11 protein-coding genes and 3 tRNA genes are annotated in these 19,503 nt (G+C 30.2%); 8 read left to right on the top strand and 6 right to left on the bottom strand.

Features of this window, described 5'->3' with window-relative positions; all coding sequences use genetic code 4:
• Window positions 1–18: 18 nt before the first annotated feature.
• The 8 genes from MDIS_RS01735 (at window position 19) to MDIS_RS01700 (ending at window position 16,312) form a co-directional block, all read left to right on the top strand.
• Window positions 19–7,986 (top strand): ABC transporter permease, encoded by a 7,968-nt coding sequence (locus MDIS_RS01735; protein WP_044635375.1) that lies wholly within the window; start codon window positions 19–21, stop codon window positions 7,984–7,986.
• A 70-nt stretch (window positions 7,987–8,056) separates the two neighbouring features.
• Entirely contained in the window at window positions 8,057–8,950 is an 894-nt protein-coding gene (locus MDIS_RS01730) for an ABC transporter ATP-binding protein (protein ID WP_044635374.1), read from the top strand.
• Between the two features lie 102 nt (window positions 8,951–9,052).
• Window positions 9,053–10,195 (top strand): methionine adenosyltransferase, encoded by a 1,143-nt coding sequence (gene metK, locus MDIS_RS01725; RefSeq protein WP_044635373.1) that lies wholly within the window; start codon window positions 9,053–9,055, stop codon window positions 10,193–10,195.
• Between the two features lie 208 nt (window positions 10,196–10,403).
• Window positions 10,404–11,873 carry an exonuclease/endonuclease/phosphatase family protein gene (locus MDIS_RS01720; RefSeq protein WP_129640138.1) on the top strand — a complete coding sequence of 490 codons (1,470 nt, stop codon included), beginning with the start codon at window positions 10,404–10,406 and terminating at the stop codon, window positions 11,871–11,873.
• Between the two features lie 170 nt (window positions 11,874–12,043).
• On the top strand, window positions 12,044–13,594 hold the full coding sequence (locus MDIS_RS01715) for an exonuclease/endonuclease/phosphatase family protein (protein ID WP_129640137.1): 1,551 nt from the start codon (window positions 12,044–12,046) through the stop codon (window positions 13,592–13,594).
• A gap of 182 nt (window positions 13,595–13,776) precedes the next feature.
• Window positions 13,777–15,285 (top strand): exonuclease/endonuclease/phosphatase family protein, encoded by a 1,509-nt coding sequence (locus MDIS_RS01710; protein ID WP_044635370.1) that lies wholly within the window; start codon window positions 13,777–13,779, stop codon window positions 15,283–15,285.
• A 60-nt stretch (window positions 15,286–15,345) separates the two neighbouring features.
• Window positions 15,346–15,421, top strand: a tRNA-Thr gene (locus MDIS_RS01705).
• A gap of 93 nt (window positions 15,422–15,514) precedes the next feature.
• Window positions 15,515–16,312 (top strand): TIGR00282 family metallophosphoesterase, encoded by a 798-nt coding sequence (locus MDIS_RS01700; RefSeq protein WP_044635369.1) that lies wholly within the window; start codon window positions 15,515–15,517, stop codon window positions 16,310–16,312.
• Window positions 16,313–16,383: 71 nt separating this feature from the next.
• Here the strand turns inward: MDIS_RS01700 and ychF are convergent, their stop codons facing one another.
• The 6 genes from ychF to MDIS_RS01670 all read right to left on the bottom strand — a co-directional run bounded on the left by ychF (window position 16,384) and on the right by MDIS_RS01670 (window position 19,489).
• Window positions 16,384–17,487, bottom strand: a complete 1,104-nt coding sequence (gene ychF / locus MDIS_RS01695; protein WP_044635368.1) for a redox-regulated ATPase YchF — start codon at window positions 17,485–17,487, stop codon at window positions 16,384–16,386.
• An 8-nt stretch (window positions 17,488–17,495) separates the two neighbouring features.
• Window positions 17,496–17,762 (bottom strand): 30S ribosomal protein S18, encoded by a 267-nt coding sequence (rpsR, locus tag MDIS_RS01690; RefSeq protein WP_044635367.1) that lies wholly within the window; start codon window positions 17,760–17,762, stop codon window positions 17,496–17,498.
• 27 nt (window positions 17,763–17,789) lie between these two features.
• Window positions 17,790–18,329: a single-stranded DNA-binding protein gene (locus MDIS_RS01685; protein WP_044635366.1), complete on the bottom strand. Its 540-nt coding sequence runs from the start codon at window positions 18,327–18,329 to the stop codon at window positions 17,790–17,792.
• Between the two features lie 66 nt (window positions 18,330–18,395).
• Window positions 18,396–19,094, bottom strand: coding sequence for a 30S ribosomal protein S6 (gene rpsF / locus MDIS_RS01680; RefSeq protein ID WP_044635365.1), 699 nt, complete (start codon window positions 19,092–19,094; stop codon window positions 18,396–18,398).
• A 236-nt stretch (window positions 19,095–19,330) separates the two neighbouring features.
• Window positions 19,331–19,407 (bottom strand) — tRNA-Arg (locus tag MDIS_RS01675).
• A 7-nt stretch (window positions 19,408–19,414) separates the two neighbouring features.
• Window positions 19,415–19,489 (bottom strand) — tRNA-Cys (locus MDIS_RS01670).
• Window positions 19,490–19,503 lie beyond the last annotated feature (14 nt).

Here is a 19,503-nt window from a genome sequence, read left to right as displayed (position 1 = left end):
TAGGTTTTGGTAGTAATTATGAAGAAAATTTTCAAACACATATTTGCGATGTTTTTAAAAACCAAAGTTATTTTTATTGGTTTAATAACTTTGGTTTTTTTCACTGCCTCAATTTTTACAGTATTATTTACCACAAACCGTGCTTATGTTACGCGTTTGGCAGAATATAAAAAATTTTCTGGTCTCCAAGATGCAACAATTAACACTGAATTTAACTATTTTGGAAATGCGCAAAACAACGGTTATGACTCACTTGAGCCAGAAATTTATACACCATTAGAAGAAAGTAAGTTAAAAAAACAGTTAATAATAAATAAAGATTTCATAAGTTTGGCATCAATTTCTGATAATGCAAAGACTGATGAATATATTCAAGCAAGCGAGTTTAGTCGTGAGTTTTATCTTAACGGACAATTAGCAGAAAATAATACTTTTACTTTAAAATCACAGTCTTTTTTTCCAATCTATAAAACAAGAGATGGGAAAAATTTTGAAAAAAAAATTCAGAAATACTCGATTCCTAAAACTGAAAAAATCACACTAGATAAAAAAGATTACAAGGCAAGCGATTTGCTTGTTTTTTTTCGTCAAGGTGATAAAACGATTATTAATTTTATCAACTCGCTTGTAATTAATGTACAAACAAAACAAGCAACTTTTGACCAAATTTTAGGATCTACTTGACAAAAACAAGGAATCGGTTATGAATTAAAAACACAGGAATTGCTTTCACTTTTAAATCTTCGCCAAAGCGAAAATGGCGAATTTATAATCGATAATCAAAAAACACAAAACAGTGAAAGTGCAAATTCTAATCCTTTTATTATTTTTAAAGATGATTCAAAAGGTGGTTTTGAAGTTCAAATTAACTCTGATAAATTCAACTTGGCAACCGATCTAAATTGGGATTCTAATTCATTTTACATTTTCGATCCAGGGCAGACATACAAATTAGAACCAAATTGAATTCGTAGCCTTAGAACAAAAATTGAATACGTAAATCATAAATATAAACTTAAAGAAATTAATGACAATAGTCAAAATTTTACTGGTTTTATTAAAGAATATCTATCATATTTAAAAGCTAGCGATCCAAAAAAATTCCAGGAATTACAAAATATAAACTATTGAGAAAAAAGAATTACAACAACCGATGGTAACAAAGACACTGTTGTCTCTGCTGATCTTTCAATTTCCGATCTTACCATTCCGTTTTACAAAAAGGGAGAAAATTCTTCGTTAACAACAACAATCGCCGAAATTCAAAAACTTAATAATAACAATTTAGCTTTAGTGACAAATGACGAATTGAATAATTTGTCAAATTCAAATATTAAAAATTCAACATTCTTACAACTTTCGCAAAATGTGCAAGAATATGCTAACTTATATTTTTATCAACATTTGCAAAATTATTCACAAAAAATTAACGGAAAAGACGAAAAAGTCGTTGATTCAATCGGCACAAGGCAGACTTTTACAATCGATGTTCAACAAAAAAACAAAGACTCAAGTTCAAAACAAGTAATTCACTTCATTAATTCCGGAATTAGCCCAAAAATTTTTAATAAAGTTAATTTTCAAAATCAAGATTATATTCAGGAACAACAATTAGGTCGTTTATTTCAGGAGATTAAAAACCTAAAACCTAATGGCCAAAGTAGGTTATACCCAGAAGTTGGGCGGATTTTTGAGGGAATCAAAACAAAAATTCCGGCAATTTTTCAAGCAAAAATCATTGCTAATGTTTTTGAAAACTACGGAATTGATCCAAACTATATTGATTTAAAAGTTGAATTTGGCGATGTTGAATTTCAAAACGATAAAAATTTAACTTACGAATATCATCGTAATACAAAAATTGTTAATCTAAAAAAAATTAAAACCGACCAACCTGATTTAGGTTTTAACGTTTTACCAAAGTCCGATTTTCACGGTATTATTTTGCTACCTAACTATGAATTTGGTTATATTTTTAAAAATTTAGGTGAAAGTAACTGAACTTTATTACCAGAAAATATTATCAAAATCGATAGTGATATAAATCCGGTTACACGTCAGCAAAGAATGCAGGCTCTACTTGCTAATTTCCTTGAGAATAATAACTTCGAAATTGATGGTAAAATTGGTCCAAATGGTTGGCAAAAAAAGGTGGATAATTACTCAAATATTGCAACAATTCCCTTAATTTTTTACTATTTTTCTACAAATGTTCAAAATGAAATCGATACGCAAAAAACAGCACGTTCATTATTTCTCCAAGTTGGCGATGCAATCAATAATTCTGTTTTAGTTGATAAAAAATTCTTTCTAAAACCAGATGTTGATGCCGTAGTTAGCGCGCTTGCTGATGCTGCTGATGAAATTAAATTAGTCGATATTCTTTCAAACCGGCTCAAAAATTACAATTTATTAAGCGATTTACTCGTAAAAGCCGCACATATTTTAATAAAAAATAACCGGCCAACAATTATTAACGATATTTTTGCAAACTTTCTAGACCAAATTATTAACCAAACAAAAGATTCGGCAAAAACTGATTCTGAAAGAAGTCTTTTTCTTGTAAAGCAAATCTTTGCCCTAAACCCAGTTTTAACAACTTTTGGCGTGAATTTTCTTGAAGAAATCCAAAAATTTGCCAGTGCCGAAGCATTAAGTAGAGCAATTAAAAATCCAATTAATTTACTAAATGGTATAAAAAAGATAATTTTTTCGATTAATTTTGAACAATTAATCGAAAAATTACATAATTGGTTTAACAACATAAAAAATGCTAGCGAACCTTATTTAACAAATATTTTTACACTTACCGATTTTATTAAAGAGTTTTTAGCTGCAATTGACCAGCCAAGATTGAAATCCGGTTTAATCGACATAATTAACGAAATTGATTTTAGTGCACTGTTTTCCACAAAAGTAGACGAAAAAACTAAAGGTTTTTTTGGTTTTTTAGTAAAACCAATAGCGCAAAAATTTGCTAACGATAAACAAAATGAAATAATTAAAATTCTTGGCAAACTAAACGGTAAAAAAAGTACTGAGAAACCATATTCAAACATTAATGAAGGGCTAATTGAGTTAGTAACTAATTTTGATATTTCTTCTTTTTTAAGAAATTTAAATCATTTAACAAAAACTACCTACTCGGTTGGTTATGATAAATTTTTACAACTAAACGAAAATCAGAAAAAAAATGAAAAAAATCAACTATTTTTCAAAAGAACTAATTTAGGAACTAATGATTATTTAGCTGCATTAATTGCAACTTTATTCCGCGATGATAAAACAAGACAAAATACAATTAATTCAATAATAAAAATAATAAACGCTTCATCAAAAGGAAAAGATTCGGGAAGTGCGCAAATTGGTTTACGCTATTTTCTTCCTGCCAACGATGACGAAAAAATCGATATTTACGACTTACAATTTATTAGTTCTAACTGAAATTCTGCGCAAATTAGCACAAATAAAACTGAACAAAACAACCGAATTGATGTTATTGCTAACTCGATTTTGACAAAAATTAACGAAAACCCTAATTTAAAAATTACCAATTTAACTTTAAAAGAAAGATTATTTTTAAATAAATATTTAAAAATTGCAAATCTTGATAATCTTGCTGATATTAGAGAAAAAGTTCTTCAAATTAAAGAAATTTTTGAATTATTCCGTTTCCGAAATTATGCAAAATCAGGAAATATTCTTGCAAATATAAAACCTCCTAGTCTTGAAGCTGGTGATATTTTCGCAAATAACGAAACAATTGCCGATATTTTATATTATCTTACAAATTCAATTAGAATGCCTGGTGATATTGACGATAATCTTATCGCTTCTTCACCAGCATTAAGACTAAAACCAATTTATATTTCTGCTTCTGAAGATCAAGTTGTTAAATTACAAAATTCAATAATCGCAAATCCTGAGTCAATTAGTCAAATCGCAATTCGTAACTACCGTTTTTGAATCCGCTTTGTCGCCGAAAATAACCTTTCAAACTTTGACTTACAACAAGCATTTAACAAATTATTTATTCAATCAACTTCAGGATCTTTGGCTAACGATTTAAATAGAACCGAATTGTTTGGTGGAATTAAAAATCTTGAAAATCAAGAAGGATTATTTGCTGGTCTGCCGGCTGCTTCAAGGTCAATTTTACAACCTTATTTAACTAGTTTATCTTTTATTCAAAACGAAAACTTTAAAAATCTCATAAACGATCCCGTTTTTGATAAAAATTACACCGATCAGTACGGCAATAAAAGAAATTTAAGAAATTGACTAGAAGAAAATCGTGCCGAACTAGTTGAAAATTTAGGTTATTTGGCATATTATGCGCAAAATTATCCTTTTGATGCCCGTTTTGATAAATCGGTAAAATATATTATGGAAAATTTTCTTCTAAACGATAAATTTTCTGGTTCATCATTTAAAAAACGTTTTCTTTCATTGTTAGTACAAGAATTTTCCAACTTAAATCCTTTACTTGTTGGTCTTAATTTAGACTCACTTGGTTTAGGTCAATTTTTCTCGGCACAATTACCGCAAGTTCCTTTATGGTTTGCGACAAACCCGGATGCAAAAGATGAAAAAGATGCTAACAATTTTAACCTTGCTTTCATTTTACAATCCCGCCTACCAAGAATTTCGCAAATACAAACTGATCCTTCAATGCTTGAAGCTGAATTTGTTAAATTACTAATAACATACGAAAATCATCATATTTCACCGTTTGTTTTTGATAATAATGTTAATAATATTTCACTTGATTATTACAAATTAAGATCAATTTCGAAAATGCTTGCCGAAAAATCAAAGGAAAATCCTGAATTTTTTGGAATTAACATTTATAAGTTTTATGATAAATTTTTCGAAAAAATTATCGTTTCCCGACTCGCAAATAACTCAATTAATATCGATGACAACCGCGCTTATGTTGTTAAAGTTAACAATTCTTATTTAGAAACAAACAAAAAAGAAGTTTTTCACGGAGAAATTCCTGATAATGCTAGTGATATTGAAAAATTAATAGAGCAACTTGATCCAAAATACATTTTAAATGCCGGTGGACTAAAATACATTATTGTTGGTAATGATTTCAGCGTTGATTATTTATATCCAGTAATCGATGAGAAAAACATCAAACTTGATCCAAGCAACCAAGCGCTTGTCTATGTTAATAAGTACGGATTTGATAAGGCGCGATACTCTTATCGGTCAAATTTAGTGAAAAATTATTTACTTGTAAAGTTAAAACCAAATGCTAATTTGGAACAGTTCAAAACTGATACTGATAATTTAATTGCGAAAAATTTTGCCACTAATTATCGTCAGCGAACTTTTGGCGCAAGCGAAATTGACTATTTAAACCCGGAAAGATCTTTACGAATTTCGGTTGGATCAAATATTATCGCAACTTTTTCAACTACAAATATTTATCTAACCTTATTTTTATCAATTTTAGTGCTTTTTGCCGTTGCTTTCATTATTAAACGTTATATTTCGACAAATAATAAAGTTCTTGGTATTCTCCGCGCGCAAGGTTATTCGCTTTTTGAAATTGCTTCATCGTTTCTTTCGATTGGACTAATTATCTCACTAGTCGGCGGCGGACTCGGTTATTTAGTTGGTTTTTTTGCCAAAATTCCGTTAGTTAATCTAATTTCGCAATTTTGAGAATTTGATATTAATATTTACCGTTTTGAGCCAATTTCCTTTATTTTTTCCTTAATTATTCCATTTTTAGGACTTTCTGCGTTAATTTATCTTGTAATTCTCTGAAATCTAAGGCAAAAACCGCACCAGTTATTGTCAGGAATTAACGAGGTTAATACCTCAAAATTTGCCCAAAAAGTGGCAAAACTATTTTGAAAAAGCAAAATTGTCAACAAATTTTCGATTTCATTAGTAATTAATTCAATCTGAAAAATTATCTCACTAGTAATTGCAATTGTTGTTGTGCAATTTATCCTAATTTTCTCACTATCTTCTTATAATATTTTCCAAAATACAATTAATAAAACCTATGAAAACCGTCATTATTCTTATAAATTAAATCTATTTTCACCAACAAAAGAAGGCGGACCGCTTGTTCCTTATAATGCAAAATCGCTAAATAAAAACCTTTATGTTCCCGTTGGTGGCACTGCTGAGGTTAATTTTAACTCGCCAAATTATTTCCGCCCAGGAAATCCGAGCGTTTTTGGCGAGGATAACAAAAACGGCGAAATTAATCTCTTAACAAAAAATCCAGTTGTCTTATCCCGTTCGAGTTTAAATATTAAATTTAACGAAAAAAACAATTTATCAATTTTTGACATCGTCCTTGCAAATCTACCCGAATCATTACGAAATAACATTTTTGCAATTTCCAATAAAGTCGTCTACCAAATGGAAAAAGCACAAAATATCCCCGAGAAAATTAAGCAAAAACAACCGTATTTTAAATATTTAGCCGATTCTTCTAACCCAAATCAAGGTCGTTTTTGGTATTATAGTTATGATGAAAGTAAAAACGACTACCGCGCTCATGAAGTTTCGATTTTTGGCGAATCGGGTAATCGTGATGCCTACCGGAAATTTTTAGTTGAATCTTATTTAAATCCGCAAGTTGATAAAGATTTTACTGTCGGCTTTGCCGGTGTCGCCTTTAGTCCGATTTCTGGACCTAATTTACCAAAAAACAAAGTTTATACTTACATTGACACTAATTATACCTCTGGTTCAGATGTCGAAAACGGTTTAAAAATTTATGGTTATAACACCGAAAATGAAAAAAATCCAATAATTGAAATAAAAGACGAAGCTGGTAATAATTTATTAGCCGAAATTGCCAGATACAAAATTGAAAACAACATCTATCCTTTAGTAATAAATTATGTTTTTGCAAAAAAACATAATTTAGGACTTAATTCAATTATTGAACTGCCAATTTTGAACTCCGTCGACCGTTATGAGGCGAAAATTAGAAATATTGCCCAAAAAACGGCTAAATTCAAAATTATTGGCATTTCGAATACCTACATTAATTCCGAACTAATTACCTCGCAAGAAATTGCTAACAAACTTTTAGGTCTTGACATTTTTGATAAAAATTTAGCCCCTTATAATTTAAAACCATTTAACGGTGTAATTCTTTCAAGTCCAGAAATTGAACAAATTAGCAACTCATTTAGCTTATATTCACCTTCGGGTTATTGAGCTGGAAGTTCGGAAATTAACGTTGATAGTCTCAACCAAGACGATACAACTGGTTTTTTTGCTAACATTTTCGCTTTTAGCGAAAATGAAGTTGACCAAAACAAAGGTGTGTTGCAACTTGCAGGCTATTCAAAGTCAGAAATTCTTAAAGTTATTAATCTCAAAAAACCGGCAAATGCAAAACTCTGACTAAACCAAAATTCTGCCCTTAATTTTAAATCACTAACTGATCCTTCGTTTGTTAACCAAAACATTCCGTCAATGAAAGAGGCGTTGAAAAACTTTAACGAAATTTATGGCAATACAATCTACCAAATCGGTGTTCTTGGTGTTGAGGCAAAAAATATTGAAACTAACTTTATTTCCAATTTCGCCAACCTTTTTGGTGCCGGAATTAACATTGTTGTAATTATTTTCTTAATTGTCTCGCTGATCATTTTAGTAATAATTGCTTCCTCAATTATTAACGAAAATCAGCAAAATATTGCAATTCTTGATGTTCTAGGTTATTCCAATAAAACAAAAGTACGCCTATTTTATAGTATTTATTTACCAGTTTTAATTTTAGGATCATTAATTGCCATCCCGTTTGTAATTTTAGCGATGCAAATTTTTAACTCCTATATTCTTATTTCCAACTCGATCTTTTTAGCCCTTGGGCTTTCAAGTGCTGTATTTTTCGTTGCCCTTGCAATTATTAGTGTTGTTTTCATCACTGTGCTTGCGATTTTATGATACTTCCTGACAAACCGCAAATCGGTTTATATTATTAAAGACAAAACTTAGAAGGTAGAATTAAAAAGACAAAATCTGCACCTTCAAAAAATTTTTGAAAACATTGTAAAAAAAGAGGTAAATAGTGTATAATTTCTTCTCCAAATCGAAAAAAGCCGAAAAACAAAAACAAGCCTTACAAATAATCAAACAAACAAATCAGGGAAATTTTACTAACAAACAACTAAAACTAATTCGTTGGGCAAACGATAATCCCCGCGTTAAGGTCGGCAAAATCGATAACAAAAATTCAGAAGGATCAATTATTGACTTTAAAAATGTTTCAAAATATTACCTTTTTGGCTCAGTTGTTACTAAAGTTTTCGCCGACATTAATTTTAATATTGCCGCGGGTGATTTTGCAATTCTTAGCGGTAAATCTGGTTCAGGAAAGTCGACCATTTTAAATTTAATGTCAGGACTTGATCGTGCAACTGAGGGTGAAATTGTTGTCGATTCGACCAATTTAGCCTATTTGAAAAACGGCGAACTAACCAAATTTCGTCGGCAAAATGTTTCTTTTATTTTTCAATCTTATAACCTTTTAGGTAATATTAACGGCTATGACAATGTCCAAGTTGGTGCTTATTTACAAAAAGACAAAACAAAACTACTTGATATTCAGCAACTTTTTGAAGAATTTGAACTTGATGATATCAAATTCAAATTCCCTTCGCAAATGTCTGGAGGACAACAACAGCGAATTTCAATTCTCCGCGCACTTGTAAAAAACGCAAAAATAATTTTTGCCGACGAGCCAACTGGTGCTCTCGATGAAAATAACACAAACATCGTGCTAAGAACGTTAAAATACATTAACCAAAAATACAAAACCACAATCGTTATGGTCTCTCACGATCCAGCGATGGAAGCGCTTGCCGATCTAATCATTAAACTCAAAAACGGTCAACTTAGCACAAAAAGGCAAAAATCACTCACTTTTGACGAATTTCTTGCTCAAAAAACAAAAAAATAAATAACAACAGTGGAAAAAAATAGGAAAAAATTACCATTTTTACTTTTTTTCACCTTTTTTAGCAAAAAAATCTAAAATATAACGAAAGCGAAAAATTAGCCAATGTATCCAAAAAAAATTTCAGTCGCCGAGTCAGTCGGAAAAGGTCATCCTGATAAAATTTGTGACCAAATTAGCGACGCAATTCTTGATGAAATTCTAAAACAAGACAAAAATGCCCGTGTTGCAATCGAGACAATGGCTTCAAACCGTTTAATTATTATTGGTGGCGAAATTTCTACTACTGGATATGTTGATTTAGTCAAAATTGCCTGAGAAATTCTTTTCGAAATCGGCTATAATGAAAACGATTTTACGATAATTTCCAATGTTAACCGCCAATCAAGTGAAATTGCTAGACTTGTAAATCACAAAACTGGAACTATTGGCGCTGGTGATCAAGGGATTATTTATGGTTTTGCCACAAATGAGTGCTCAAATTTTATGCCCCTAGCCCAAAATTTAGCTAACTATTTAGTTAAAAAAGCCGAAAAACTTCGGAAAAAAGGCGAGTTCCTTTTCGCGCTTGCCGATATGAAATCGCAAGTAGAAATTCATTATGACTTAAATAGCAAAGCTAAAATTAAAAGTATGCTAATGTCAGTTCAGCACCAGGCAAATTTCAACCGTGATAATTTTACTAGTTTTGTTATTGACAAAATTATGATCCCAGCAGCAAAAAAATACAATTTGAATCTGGACTTTGAAAAAAAAGTTAATCATTCTGGTGATTTTACAATCGGTGGACCAATTGGCGATACTGGACTTACTGGTAGAAAAATAATTATCGACTCTTATGGCGATGCTGCCAAACACGGCGGCGGCGCTTATAGTGGTAAAGATTATACAAAAGTCGACCGTAGTGGTGCTTATATTGCCCGCTGAATTGCCAAAAATCTTGTTGCTGCAAAAATTGCCGATGAAATTGAAATCCAATTTAGTTATGTAATCGGCAATGAATATCCAGAATTAATTAATTTAACTTATTTAAAAAATCCGAAATTTCCAACTGAAAAAATTATTGAAATCGTTAAAAATACCTTTGATTTACGACTTGCTCACCTAATTTTTGAACTTGGTTTACAAGAACCAATCTACCGAAATTTAGCAGTTTATGGACATTTTGGTCGCGACGATCTCGATCTTCCTTGAGAAAAAATAAATTACGTTGAAAAAATTCAGAATTACCTAAACAACGTAATTTAAAGTTTTTATGTAAAAAAATATACTTAATTTTGCATATTTCATCTAACTGTATTTTTTTATATAAAAACTAGGAAAAAAAATTGCTTTTGTTATAATTACTTATACTTTTTTGCTTGATTTTTTAGCGTTTTATTTTAAGGTTATTTAGTTCTGGCTCTACTATCATTATAAATAAGAAGAAAATTGATTTTCTCTTTTATTTAAATATATGAAGAGCATAACCAAAATAATAACGGCTACAAGTTTGGGAATAACGGGTGCGCTTGGAGTTGGTATTCCCTTAATTGTGATCGAAACTAGTAAGTCCAATTTAGGATCAGATCCAAAAATAAATTTATTAAGCGCAGGGCATAATTCTGTAAAATTTTCAGTTCCTTCAAGTGCTTTTAAATCTTTGCCAGTAGTAAATAAAGATAAAAAGGCGAAAATAATACTAAAAACTGGAAATAGTGAAATAATTCCTGAAAGTAATTTCAAAGTTGATAAAAACAAGATTGAATTCACATTATTTAATTTAAACCCCGAAATAGAGTATAAATTAATGAAAGTTGAATTTAGCGAAGATATTCAGGTAGATTTTTCTTCTTCAAATACGGTAATTAAAATTCCAAAAACAACTAATTCAACAACAGAAAATCCCGATCAGGACAATATTTCTAGCAATGAAAAATCTGAACAAGAAAATACAAATCCTTCATCTTCTGAAATTAACGAAGATAATTCAGGCAAAATTCAATCGCCTGATACGGTAAAAGGCGAAAATCAAGAAAATAAATCGCTAGCAAATGCTGAAAAACAGGGAAATATTAACTCAAAAGACAATCTGGATGATCAAGCTAAAAAATCGGTTCAATTTGCCAAAATTGGCTTTTGAAGATTAAATAATTTTTCCCCAAATAACGAAGAACGCCGAAAATTTATCGCTGATATCATTAGAAAAATAAATCTCGATCTTGTTCTACTAACTGGAATGTCGCCTGCTGCTGATAAAAATATAGAAAATTTACTTAATGATTTAAATAGCCGAACTAGTGAAAATTGGGGGCAATTTACCACTGAAAAACATAGTCGAAACCGCCGTTATTCATTTTTATATAAAAAATCAATTTTTAATTTAGCTAATGAAAGTTCAACTTTTTCACCACTACTAACAAAAACTCTCCACGGTTTTGCTAACAAAAAATTCATTGCTGCTAACAATTTTTCTTTTGAAATTACATCAATTTCGTTGGGTACTAAAAGTCAAAGTGCAACCTCAAAAGTAAAAAAAGGTAGAAGCAAACGACAAACTAGCGAAAATCAAGAAACTAGTTTCTTTGAGCAAGCAAAACCAGCTGATAAATTTGAAAAAGTCAAAGATGAACTAAAGAAAATAGGTAAAAAATCGTTAGTTTTTGTTACCAATTTAGCAGAAAATGCTAATACAAACGATTTGTCATCTACGCTTTCTACCTATAAAGTTTTACTAAAAAATGGTGATCAAAGTTCAATCAAATCAAGTTCGACAAACCCTAGTCTTGAGTCTGCTTCTAACATTCTTTTAGCATCGAAAGATCTTGAGTTTAAAAATTCTAGTGCTGAAATTGTTGATATCATTAACGATTTAAAACAGAATAAAAAAGCAGCAACGGTTGTTTTTTCACCGCCAATTGTTGTTGAATTGAAGCTAAAAAATTAAAAACTTTTTATTTTTTCTAAATATTAAAATTAATTTTTCTTCTCTTACTTTTTGATTAGTTTTTCTAATCAAAAAGTAAGAGAAGAAAAACTTGTCTGCTTTCGTTTTTTAGTTCTAATTTTTAATCTTTTAACTTATAAAACTGTTATAACTTACTTTTTATTTTATATATGAAGACGATAACGAAAATATTTTTAGGTTTAGGTCTTAGTACCACCGCTGCTGCTGGTGTGGGAGTTCCATTAATTATAATTGAAACTAATAAAAAAGTTGCAGAAAATAATTCCAAAATTAGTCTTTCCAAAATTAGTCCTAATTCAGTTCAGTTTTCAATCCCTTTTAGTATTTTAAAAGAAGTTCCGAATAGTAACGAAAACAAAAAAGCAAAAATAACGCTAAAAAACGGTGAAAAAGAAGTAATTGTCGAAGATAATTTTAAAATTGAAAACGACAAGATTAAATTTACCTTATTTAATCTTGAACCAGAAACTGAATATAAATTAGTCAAAGTTGAGTTTAATGATAAAAACAAAGTTGAGTTTTTAGAGTCAAATACAACTTTTAAAACTGTTTCAAATGAAAATGAAAATGAAACACCAAAAGAAAAAGAGCCCGAGAAACAAACACCAGAAATTAACTCTACTGAAGGTGAAAAAGTTCTAACCCCTGGAGAAGAAAAGTCGGAAAACACTGATAAAATTGATAAAGAAGATTCTGAAAGCAAAAAGCAAACAGAAATTAAACCTGAACCTGAAATAAAAGAAGAGCAACCTGATATTGAAGAGGAAAAAAAAGAACAAAATTTACCTGGCGAAACTGAAAAAATTAAAAATGATCAAATTGAAAACAAACCTGAAAATAAAAGCGATAATGAAAACATCAAAAAAACTGTTGATTCTATAAGGTTTGGTTATTGACATCTTGATAATTTTTCACCCGATAATGAAAAACGAGTTAAGTTAGTTTCAGGTGTTATTTCTAATATTAAACCTGATTTAATATTGCTTTCAGGGATGTCTTCGGCTTCCGATAAAAAAATTAAATCTTTACTTGAAGTTTTAAATAAAAATGATCCGACTGCAAATTGAGATCAAATTATATCAGAAAAAAATCAAAACAATCAGCAAAGACGATATTCGTTTTTGTATAAAAAATCATTGCTTGAAATGTCAATATCAGAAGTTAGAAATTCTAATAAACCAATTAACCAAAATTTTTCGCAACAATTTTGGTATACAACATTTAATCTTAATGGTAAAAAATTTGATTTTGGTTCAGTAGTTTTTAAAAATCAGTCAAAATCAAAAAAAAGAAAATCAAAAAAACCAAAACAGCCAAAATCATCGCAAATTCAAGAAACGTCAACCCAATCGCAATTACAATCATTAAAAGATGAAATTGAAGAAAAATTAAAATCAGGTAATTTTATTTTCGCCGGCACTTTTGAAATTGAGAATAACAATGAAAGTGATGCTTTTTCAGGAATTTTATCATCATACAAGACACTTTTGGGTTTGAACGAAAAAACAAAAATAAAGCAAGGTTCATCGCCCTCTATCGATAAACCATCAAGTTTTTTATTATCTTCTAGTGATATGAAATTTAATTCTGAAAAAGCAAAAATTCACGATATTACTGAAATTTTAAAGGAAAATCCTGGTGGAGCAAGCGTAGCCTCTTCTACTCCGATCACAATAGAAATCGATCTAAAATCAAGTTAAAATAATCCTTGATTTTTTTAGGAAGAATTAAAAAATTTTTTTAAAAACTATAAATAATTAATATTTTGTTATAATTAGTTATAAATTTTACCGAATATTTTTTGGTTATTATTTAATGAAAATGTTCATTTTTCGTTTTTATTTGGTCTATTTTAATTAAAATTCAAAAATTCAAAAATTTTATGCAGAAAATAGCAAAAATAATTGCTGGCGTTGGTGTTGGCGTCGTTGGCGCTCTTGCTGTAGGAGTGCCATTAATAGTAATCGAATCAAACAAATCCGCTTTAAATAATAAATCGCAAATAAATCTTTCAGAAATTAAAACTGATTCAGTAAAGTTTTCAATCCCTTTTAGCGTTTTAAAAACGGTTCCGACTAACAAGGAAAATGAGAAGGCAAAAATCACTTTAAAAAACGGGGAAAAAGAAATAGTTCTTGAAAATAACAATTTTAAAGTTGATAAAGATGAAGTTAAATTTACACTTTTCAATCTTGATCCAGGAACAGAATATAAGTTAGTAAAAGTTGAATTTAGTGATAATAATAAAGTAGATCTTTCGAATTTAAATACAATTTTTAAAACTGAATCAACTTCAAACCAGTCTCCACAAGATAACGAACCAAAAAATCCTGAAAACCCTGGTGAAAATAACCAAAAACCTAGTGATGATGTGAAAACTGAAAATCCAAAAAATTCAGATAAAACCGATGAGAAAAAAGTCGAAGGTAAAGAAAAAGAAAAAGAAAAAGAAAAACCAAACAAATCTGTTAATCCTGGAAATAGTGGTGCAAATAGTGAAGATAAAACAAATGATTCGGAAAATATTGTCAAAAAAAATGCAGATTCCGTAAAATTTAGTTATTGAAGACTTAATAACTTTTCACCCGATCCAAAATCAAAAACACAAAGTCGTGCATCTCGAATTGCAACTGTTGAGTCTATAATTTCTGATATAAATCCAGATTTAATGTTGTTGTCCGGAATGTCTCCAGCATCTGGAGAAAATGTGGATTATCTTGTTTCGAACCTTAACAAAAAAAATCCTGATGCTAATTGATCACATATTAGTTCCCCAAGAGACAACTCCACGAAAAGTAGTCAGAAAAAACGTTATACTTTTCTATATAAGAAGTCCTTGTTAGAACTCGCGAGTTCTAAATTTGAAGAAGCAAATAACGGAATTAATAACAATTCACAAGGTTTTGCATCAGTAATTTTCAAAACACGCAATGGTAAAGAATTAAATTTGGGAACCGTTGTAATACAAAATAAGGCAAATAATAGCAAAAGAAGTAGAGGAAGAAGAAACAAAAACGGTAATAGCGCGCAAAATCAACAACAGGAAGATTCGAAAACTGAATCTGATCAATCAAAAACGCAAATAGAAAATTTAAAACAAAAAATTAAGAAACAATTTAATGACAAAAACTTTATTTTTACTGGAACTTTTCAAATAAATGCTGAAAAAAACAGTGAAAACACATTCGCAAAATTATTATCATCTTATAAAACACTTTTAGATATAAATTCTGATAAAAACACATTTTCAAGTTTTTTAGTTACATCAAATGATTTAAATACTAAAGACCAAGTTAAAATCGAGGATATAAGTTCAACTTTAGCAAGAAATAAAACAGAATCTGTTTCTGCTTCATCCCCAATCAGCGTTACTATTGATTTGAAAAATTAATTTAAATTAATTTTGACTTGCAAATTATTAAAAAAATGCTATAATTTAATAGTAATTTGTGCCATCATAGCTCAGTCGGTAGAGCACATCCATGGTAAGGATGGGGTCGCAGGTTCAATTCCTGTTGTTGGCACCATAACATTTTGACCAAAAGATGCTGTTTTTAGCATCTTTTTTAGTTTTAGTTTTAGTTTTAGTTAAATTAGTTCGAAAGTATAAAGGAAATTAAATGAAATCTGCTACTGTTTTATTTGTCGGTGATATTTTTGGAACCCCAGGGATTAAGATGTTCAAAGAGCAGTTAGAAATTTTGAGACAAAAATATACTTTTGATTTAATAATTGTTCAGGCTGAAAATATTACTGGCAGAAAAGGTCTTAATAAGAAAGACTATTTGTATTTAAAAGAACTTGGAGTTGATATTTTCACAATTGGCAATCACGTCTGGTCAAATCCTGAAATTAATTTAATAATTGATAATCCCGATATTGTTCGACCACTTAATATTGATAAAGAATATCAAGGAAAAGGTTCGACGGTAATTGAAAAAAACGGAATTAGTTACCGAATTACATCACTTCTTGGTGTTGCGTTTAATAAATTAGTAAAACCTTGGAACCACCAGTTTGCTAACGATTTTTTTGATGCAATTGACCAAGTAATAATTAATGACGATGCTGATTTTCATATTGTTGACTTTCACGCTGAGACAACCAGTGAGAAAAATACTTTAGCAATTTATTTAAACGGGAAAATTAACGCGCTTTTAGGGACGCATACACATGTCCAAACTGCCGATGCGCGACAGTTATCATTAGGAACTTTGTTTATCACCGATGTCGGAATGACGGGACCAGGAAACGATGCAATTGGCGTGCGTTTTCTTGATGTTTATAATAAAATTCGTTATAATAAAAGTACGAAATTTCATATTTCGCAAAATGAGTGGCAATTTAATGCAGTAATTTTGGAATTAAGTCAAAATCTTAAAAAACAAAAAATTATCCCGATTAACTTGTATAAATAAAATAAAAAGTTAATAAATTGGGATAATTTTTTGTTTTTGTTGCAATTTTACAATTAATTAAAAGTTTTTAATTAATTGGCGATCCTGAAGTGGCAAATTTCGCCATCTTTGATTAAATAATCTTTACCTTCGAGTCGCATTTTACCTTTTTCCTTTGCGACTTTTTCACTACCCGATTCGATAAAGTCGGCATAGGGAATAATTTCAACACGAATGAATTTTTTGCGAAAATCAGTATGGATAATGCCGCTACAATCAACTGCGGTTGTATTTTTTTTGAAAGTTCAAGATCTTACTTCTTTTTTGCCAACAGTGAAAAAAGTTGCTAAATCTAAAAGGTAAAAACTGTGAAGAACTAATAAATCAAGTGATGATTTATCCAGATTGAATTCACTAAGAAATAATTGTTTTTCTTCTTCATCTAGTTGGGAAATTTCTTGTTCTAAAAGAATGCAAATTGGAATTAATTTTGCCTTTTCTTTTGCTAAATAATTTTCTAAATTAAGAAAATGGGGGTTTTTACGTGGGTTTTGGATCGAAATTTGATCTAAATTAGCAACGTATAAAATCGGTTTGATACTTAAAAGTTGCCAGTTTTTAATTATTTTTAATTCTTGATCATCAAGTTCTAAATCACGAACTGACTTTTCGTTTTTTAAATGAATTTCGACTTTTTTTGCAAGTTCGAATTCAAGTTTTGCCTGCTTATCGTTAGTGTTATTAACTTTTTTACTAAGTCGAGAAATAATTGTACTAACTGTGCTAAGGTCGGCAAAAATTAACTCAAGATTAATTGTTTCAACATCGAAAATCGGGTCAATTTTATTATTAACATGGATTATTTTTGGATCTTGAAAACAACGGACAATGTGTACTAGACAATCAACATTTCGAACATTTGCAAGGAATTTATTCCCCAAACCTTCGCCAACTGATGCCCCTTTTATTAGTCCGGCAATATCAACGAATGAATAAGTTGAGAAAACAATTTTTTCGGGGTTGGCAATTTTTGCTAACTGAATTAGTCGCGGATCACGAATTTCGACAGTTGCAATATTTGGTTCAATTGTTGCAAAAGGATAATTAGCAATCTCGACTTGCATTTTTGTCAATGCAGAAAATAGGGAAGATTTTCCCACATTAGGAAGTCCGATTAGACCAGCTTTTAGGTTCATTTTATTTATTAATTAACGCGTGATTTATCGTAGTTCCCACGAATTCGGTCGCCGACAAAAGGTAATAAAGCAACATAACGCGCTCTTTTAACTGCAAGCGCTAATTTTCGTTGGTGTTTTGCACAATTTCCAGTAATTCGTGATGGTTGAATTTTGCCAAAGGCATTAATATAACGCTTAAGAATTTCGGTTTCTTTATAATCGATATAAAAAATTTTACCATCGCAAAATTGGCAAATCTTTTTTTTGAATTTTTTTGAATACTTTTTATTCATTTTAATTACATCCTTTGCAAATTAGAATTATTTTGGACTTAAATCATCGATGTCTCAGTCGGCAAAAGGGTTATCATCACTATCGTTAAAATTGCTGAAATCATCTTGTGATTCGGTGATTTGATTTTTTTCATTTACTTGATTTTTTGCAGAAGTTTTTTGCTCTGAAATTTCAAAGTCATTAAAACCTGCTTCAAAAGTTGGTTCAGTGCTTCTTTGCGCTAATTTTTGTCGGCGCATCTCTAATTGATCTTTTGTTTCAAGTAATTGGAAATTTTCAATATGTACTTCGTAATTTGTTAGATAGGCGTTAGTATTATTCATAACTCTGTTGCCCTGTAGAGTGCCTTCAATCGCAATTAAACTTCCAACAGTAATTGAGCGATCTAAAATAGTTGCATTTTGACGTCATGCGACAATCGGGATAAAATCAGTAATTGGTTCTACATCTTGACTATATCTTCGACGAGAAACCGCTAAACTAAAGCGAATGAAGGGAATATTTGATTTTGTTGTTAAAAAGGTAGGTTTTGAAGAAACTCTTCCAATTAAAATAATTTTATTCATAGTTTTTATACACTTTTAAGATATTTCTCATCATTTTAAAAAATTGAAAAAATTAATTAGAACCTGCTACTTTTTATAACTATTTTGTTCTTTATCCTTTTGATTTACAAATTTAGTGTTTCTAGGTTTATCAGATTGCGGTTTTTGTTGAGTTTGTTGGTTTTGTGATTGTCTCAAAAAACCTTGATTATTTTGTCGAAAAGGACGTTTTTCAAAGTTTTTTTCATTTCTTTGACTTTGAAACTGTTGGTTTCGGTAGGATTGATCTTGGCTACGCTGATGCTGATCTGCTTGGGTTTGTGTTGGTGTTAAAGATTGACTTTGAACTTGGTTTTGACTTTGTTTCTGATCTTGTGTATAAGACTGATTTTGGTTGGTTTGTTCAGAACGTGGTTTTACATTAATTTTAAAAACTGGTTTTTCAAGCCGCTCACGTTTAGGAACGAACCGTTTGGAACGATCTTTGGTTTTTGGTTTTTGGTTTAGACCTTTTTCGCTATCAAGATTTACGACTAAATATCGCCAGATTGTTTTGGTAATATTAGCGCGACGAACAAATTCCTCGATTAAATTTGGTTCGGCAACTAAACTTATCAAAAAATATTGTGCTGTTTTGGTTTTTCTAATTGGATAGGCGAGATTTGTTGTCTCAAGTTTGCGAAGTTTTTGTGTTGAATTTTGTCCAAAAACAGTGGAAAGCAAATTGTCTAGTGTTGACATTTCTGCTTTTGGATCTAAAATTGTCATAATTTCGTATTTAGGCATTTTTTATTCTCCTTATGGACGTATGGGCTAAATTTAGCCAAGGATTTAATAGTAATTTAATTTTTAAAATTTATTAAAAATAGGTTTGAATAATAATTATAACAAAAACAATTATTTTTCAAACAATTTATCAAATATTTATTATATATGTTTATAACCATTAAAAATGAAAAAACCCTTAATAATTTAAGGATTTTTTCATTTTTAATGAATTAAAATGTGGAAATATTTGTATATGGCGCGCCCGGAAGGAGTCGAACCCTCAACCTCTTGGGCCGTAACCAAACACTCTGTCCAATTGAGCTACGGGCGCTTTTTTCTGGAGGCACCAACCGGACTCGAACCGGTACATCAAGGTGTTGCAGACCTATGCCTTACCATTTGGCTATGGTGCCAGTAATAAAATATT

Source organism: Mesomycoplasma dispar, assembly GCF_000941075.1.
Classification (GTDB): Bacteria; Bacillota_I; Bacilli_A; order Mycoplasmatales; family Metamycoplasmataceae; genus Mesomycoplasma; species Mesomycoplasma dispar.
Note: the sequence above shows the minus strand (reverse complement) of the source record. Positions and strands in the feature narration are given on the sequence as shown.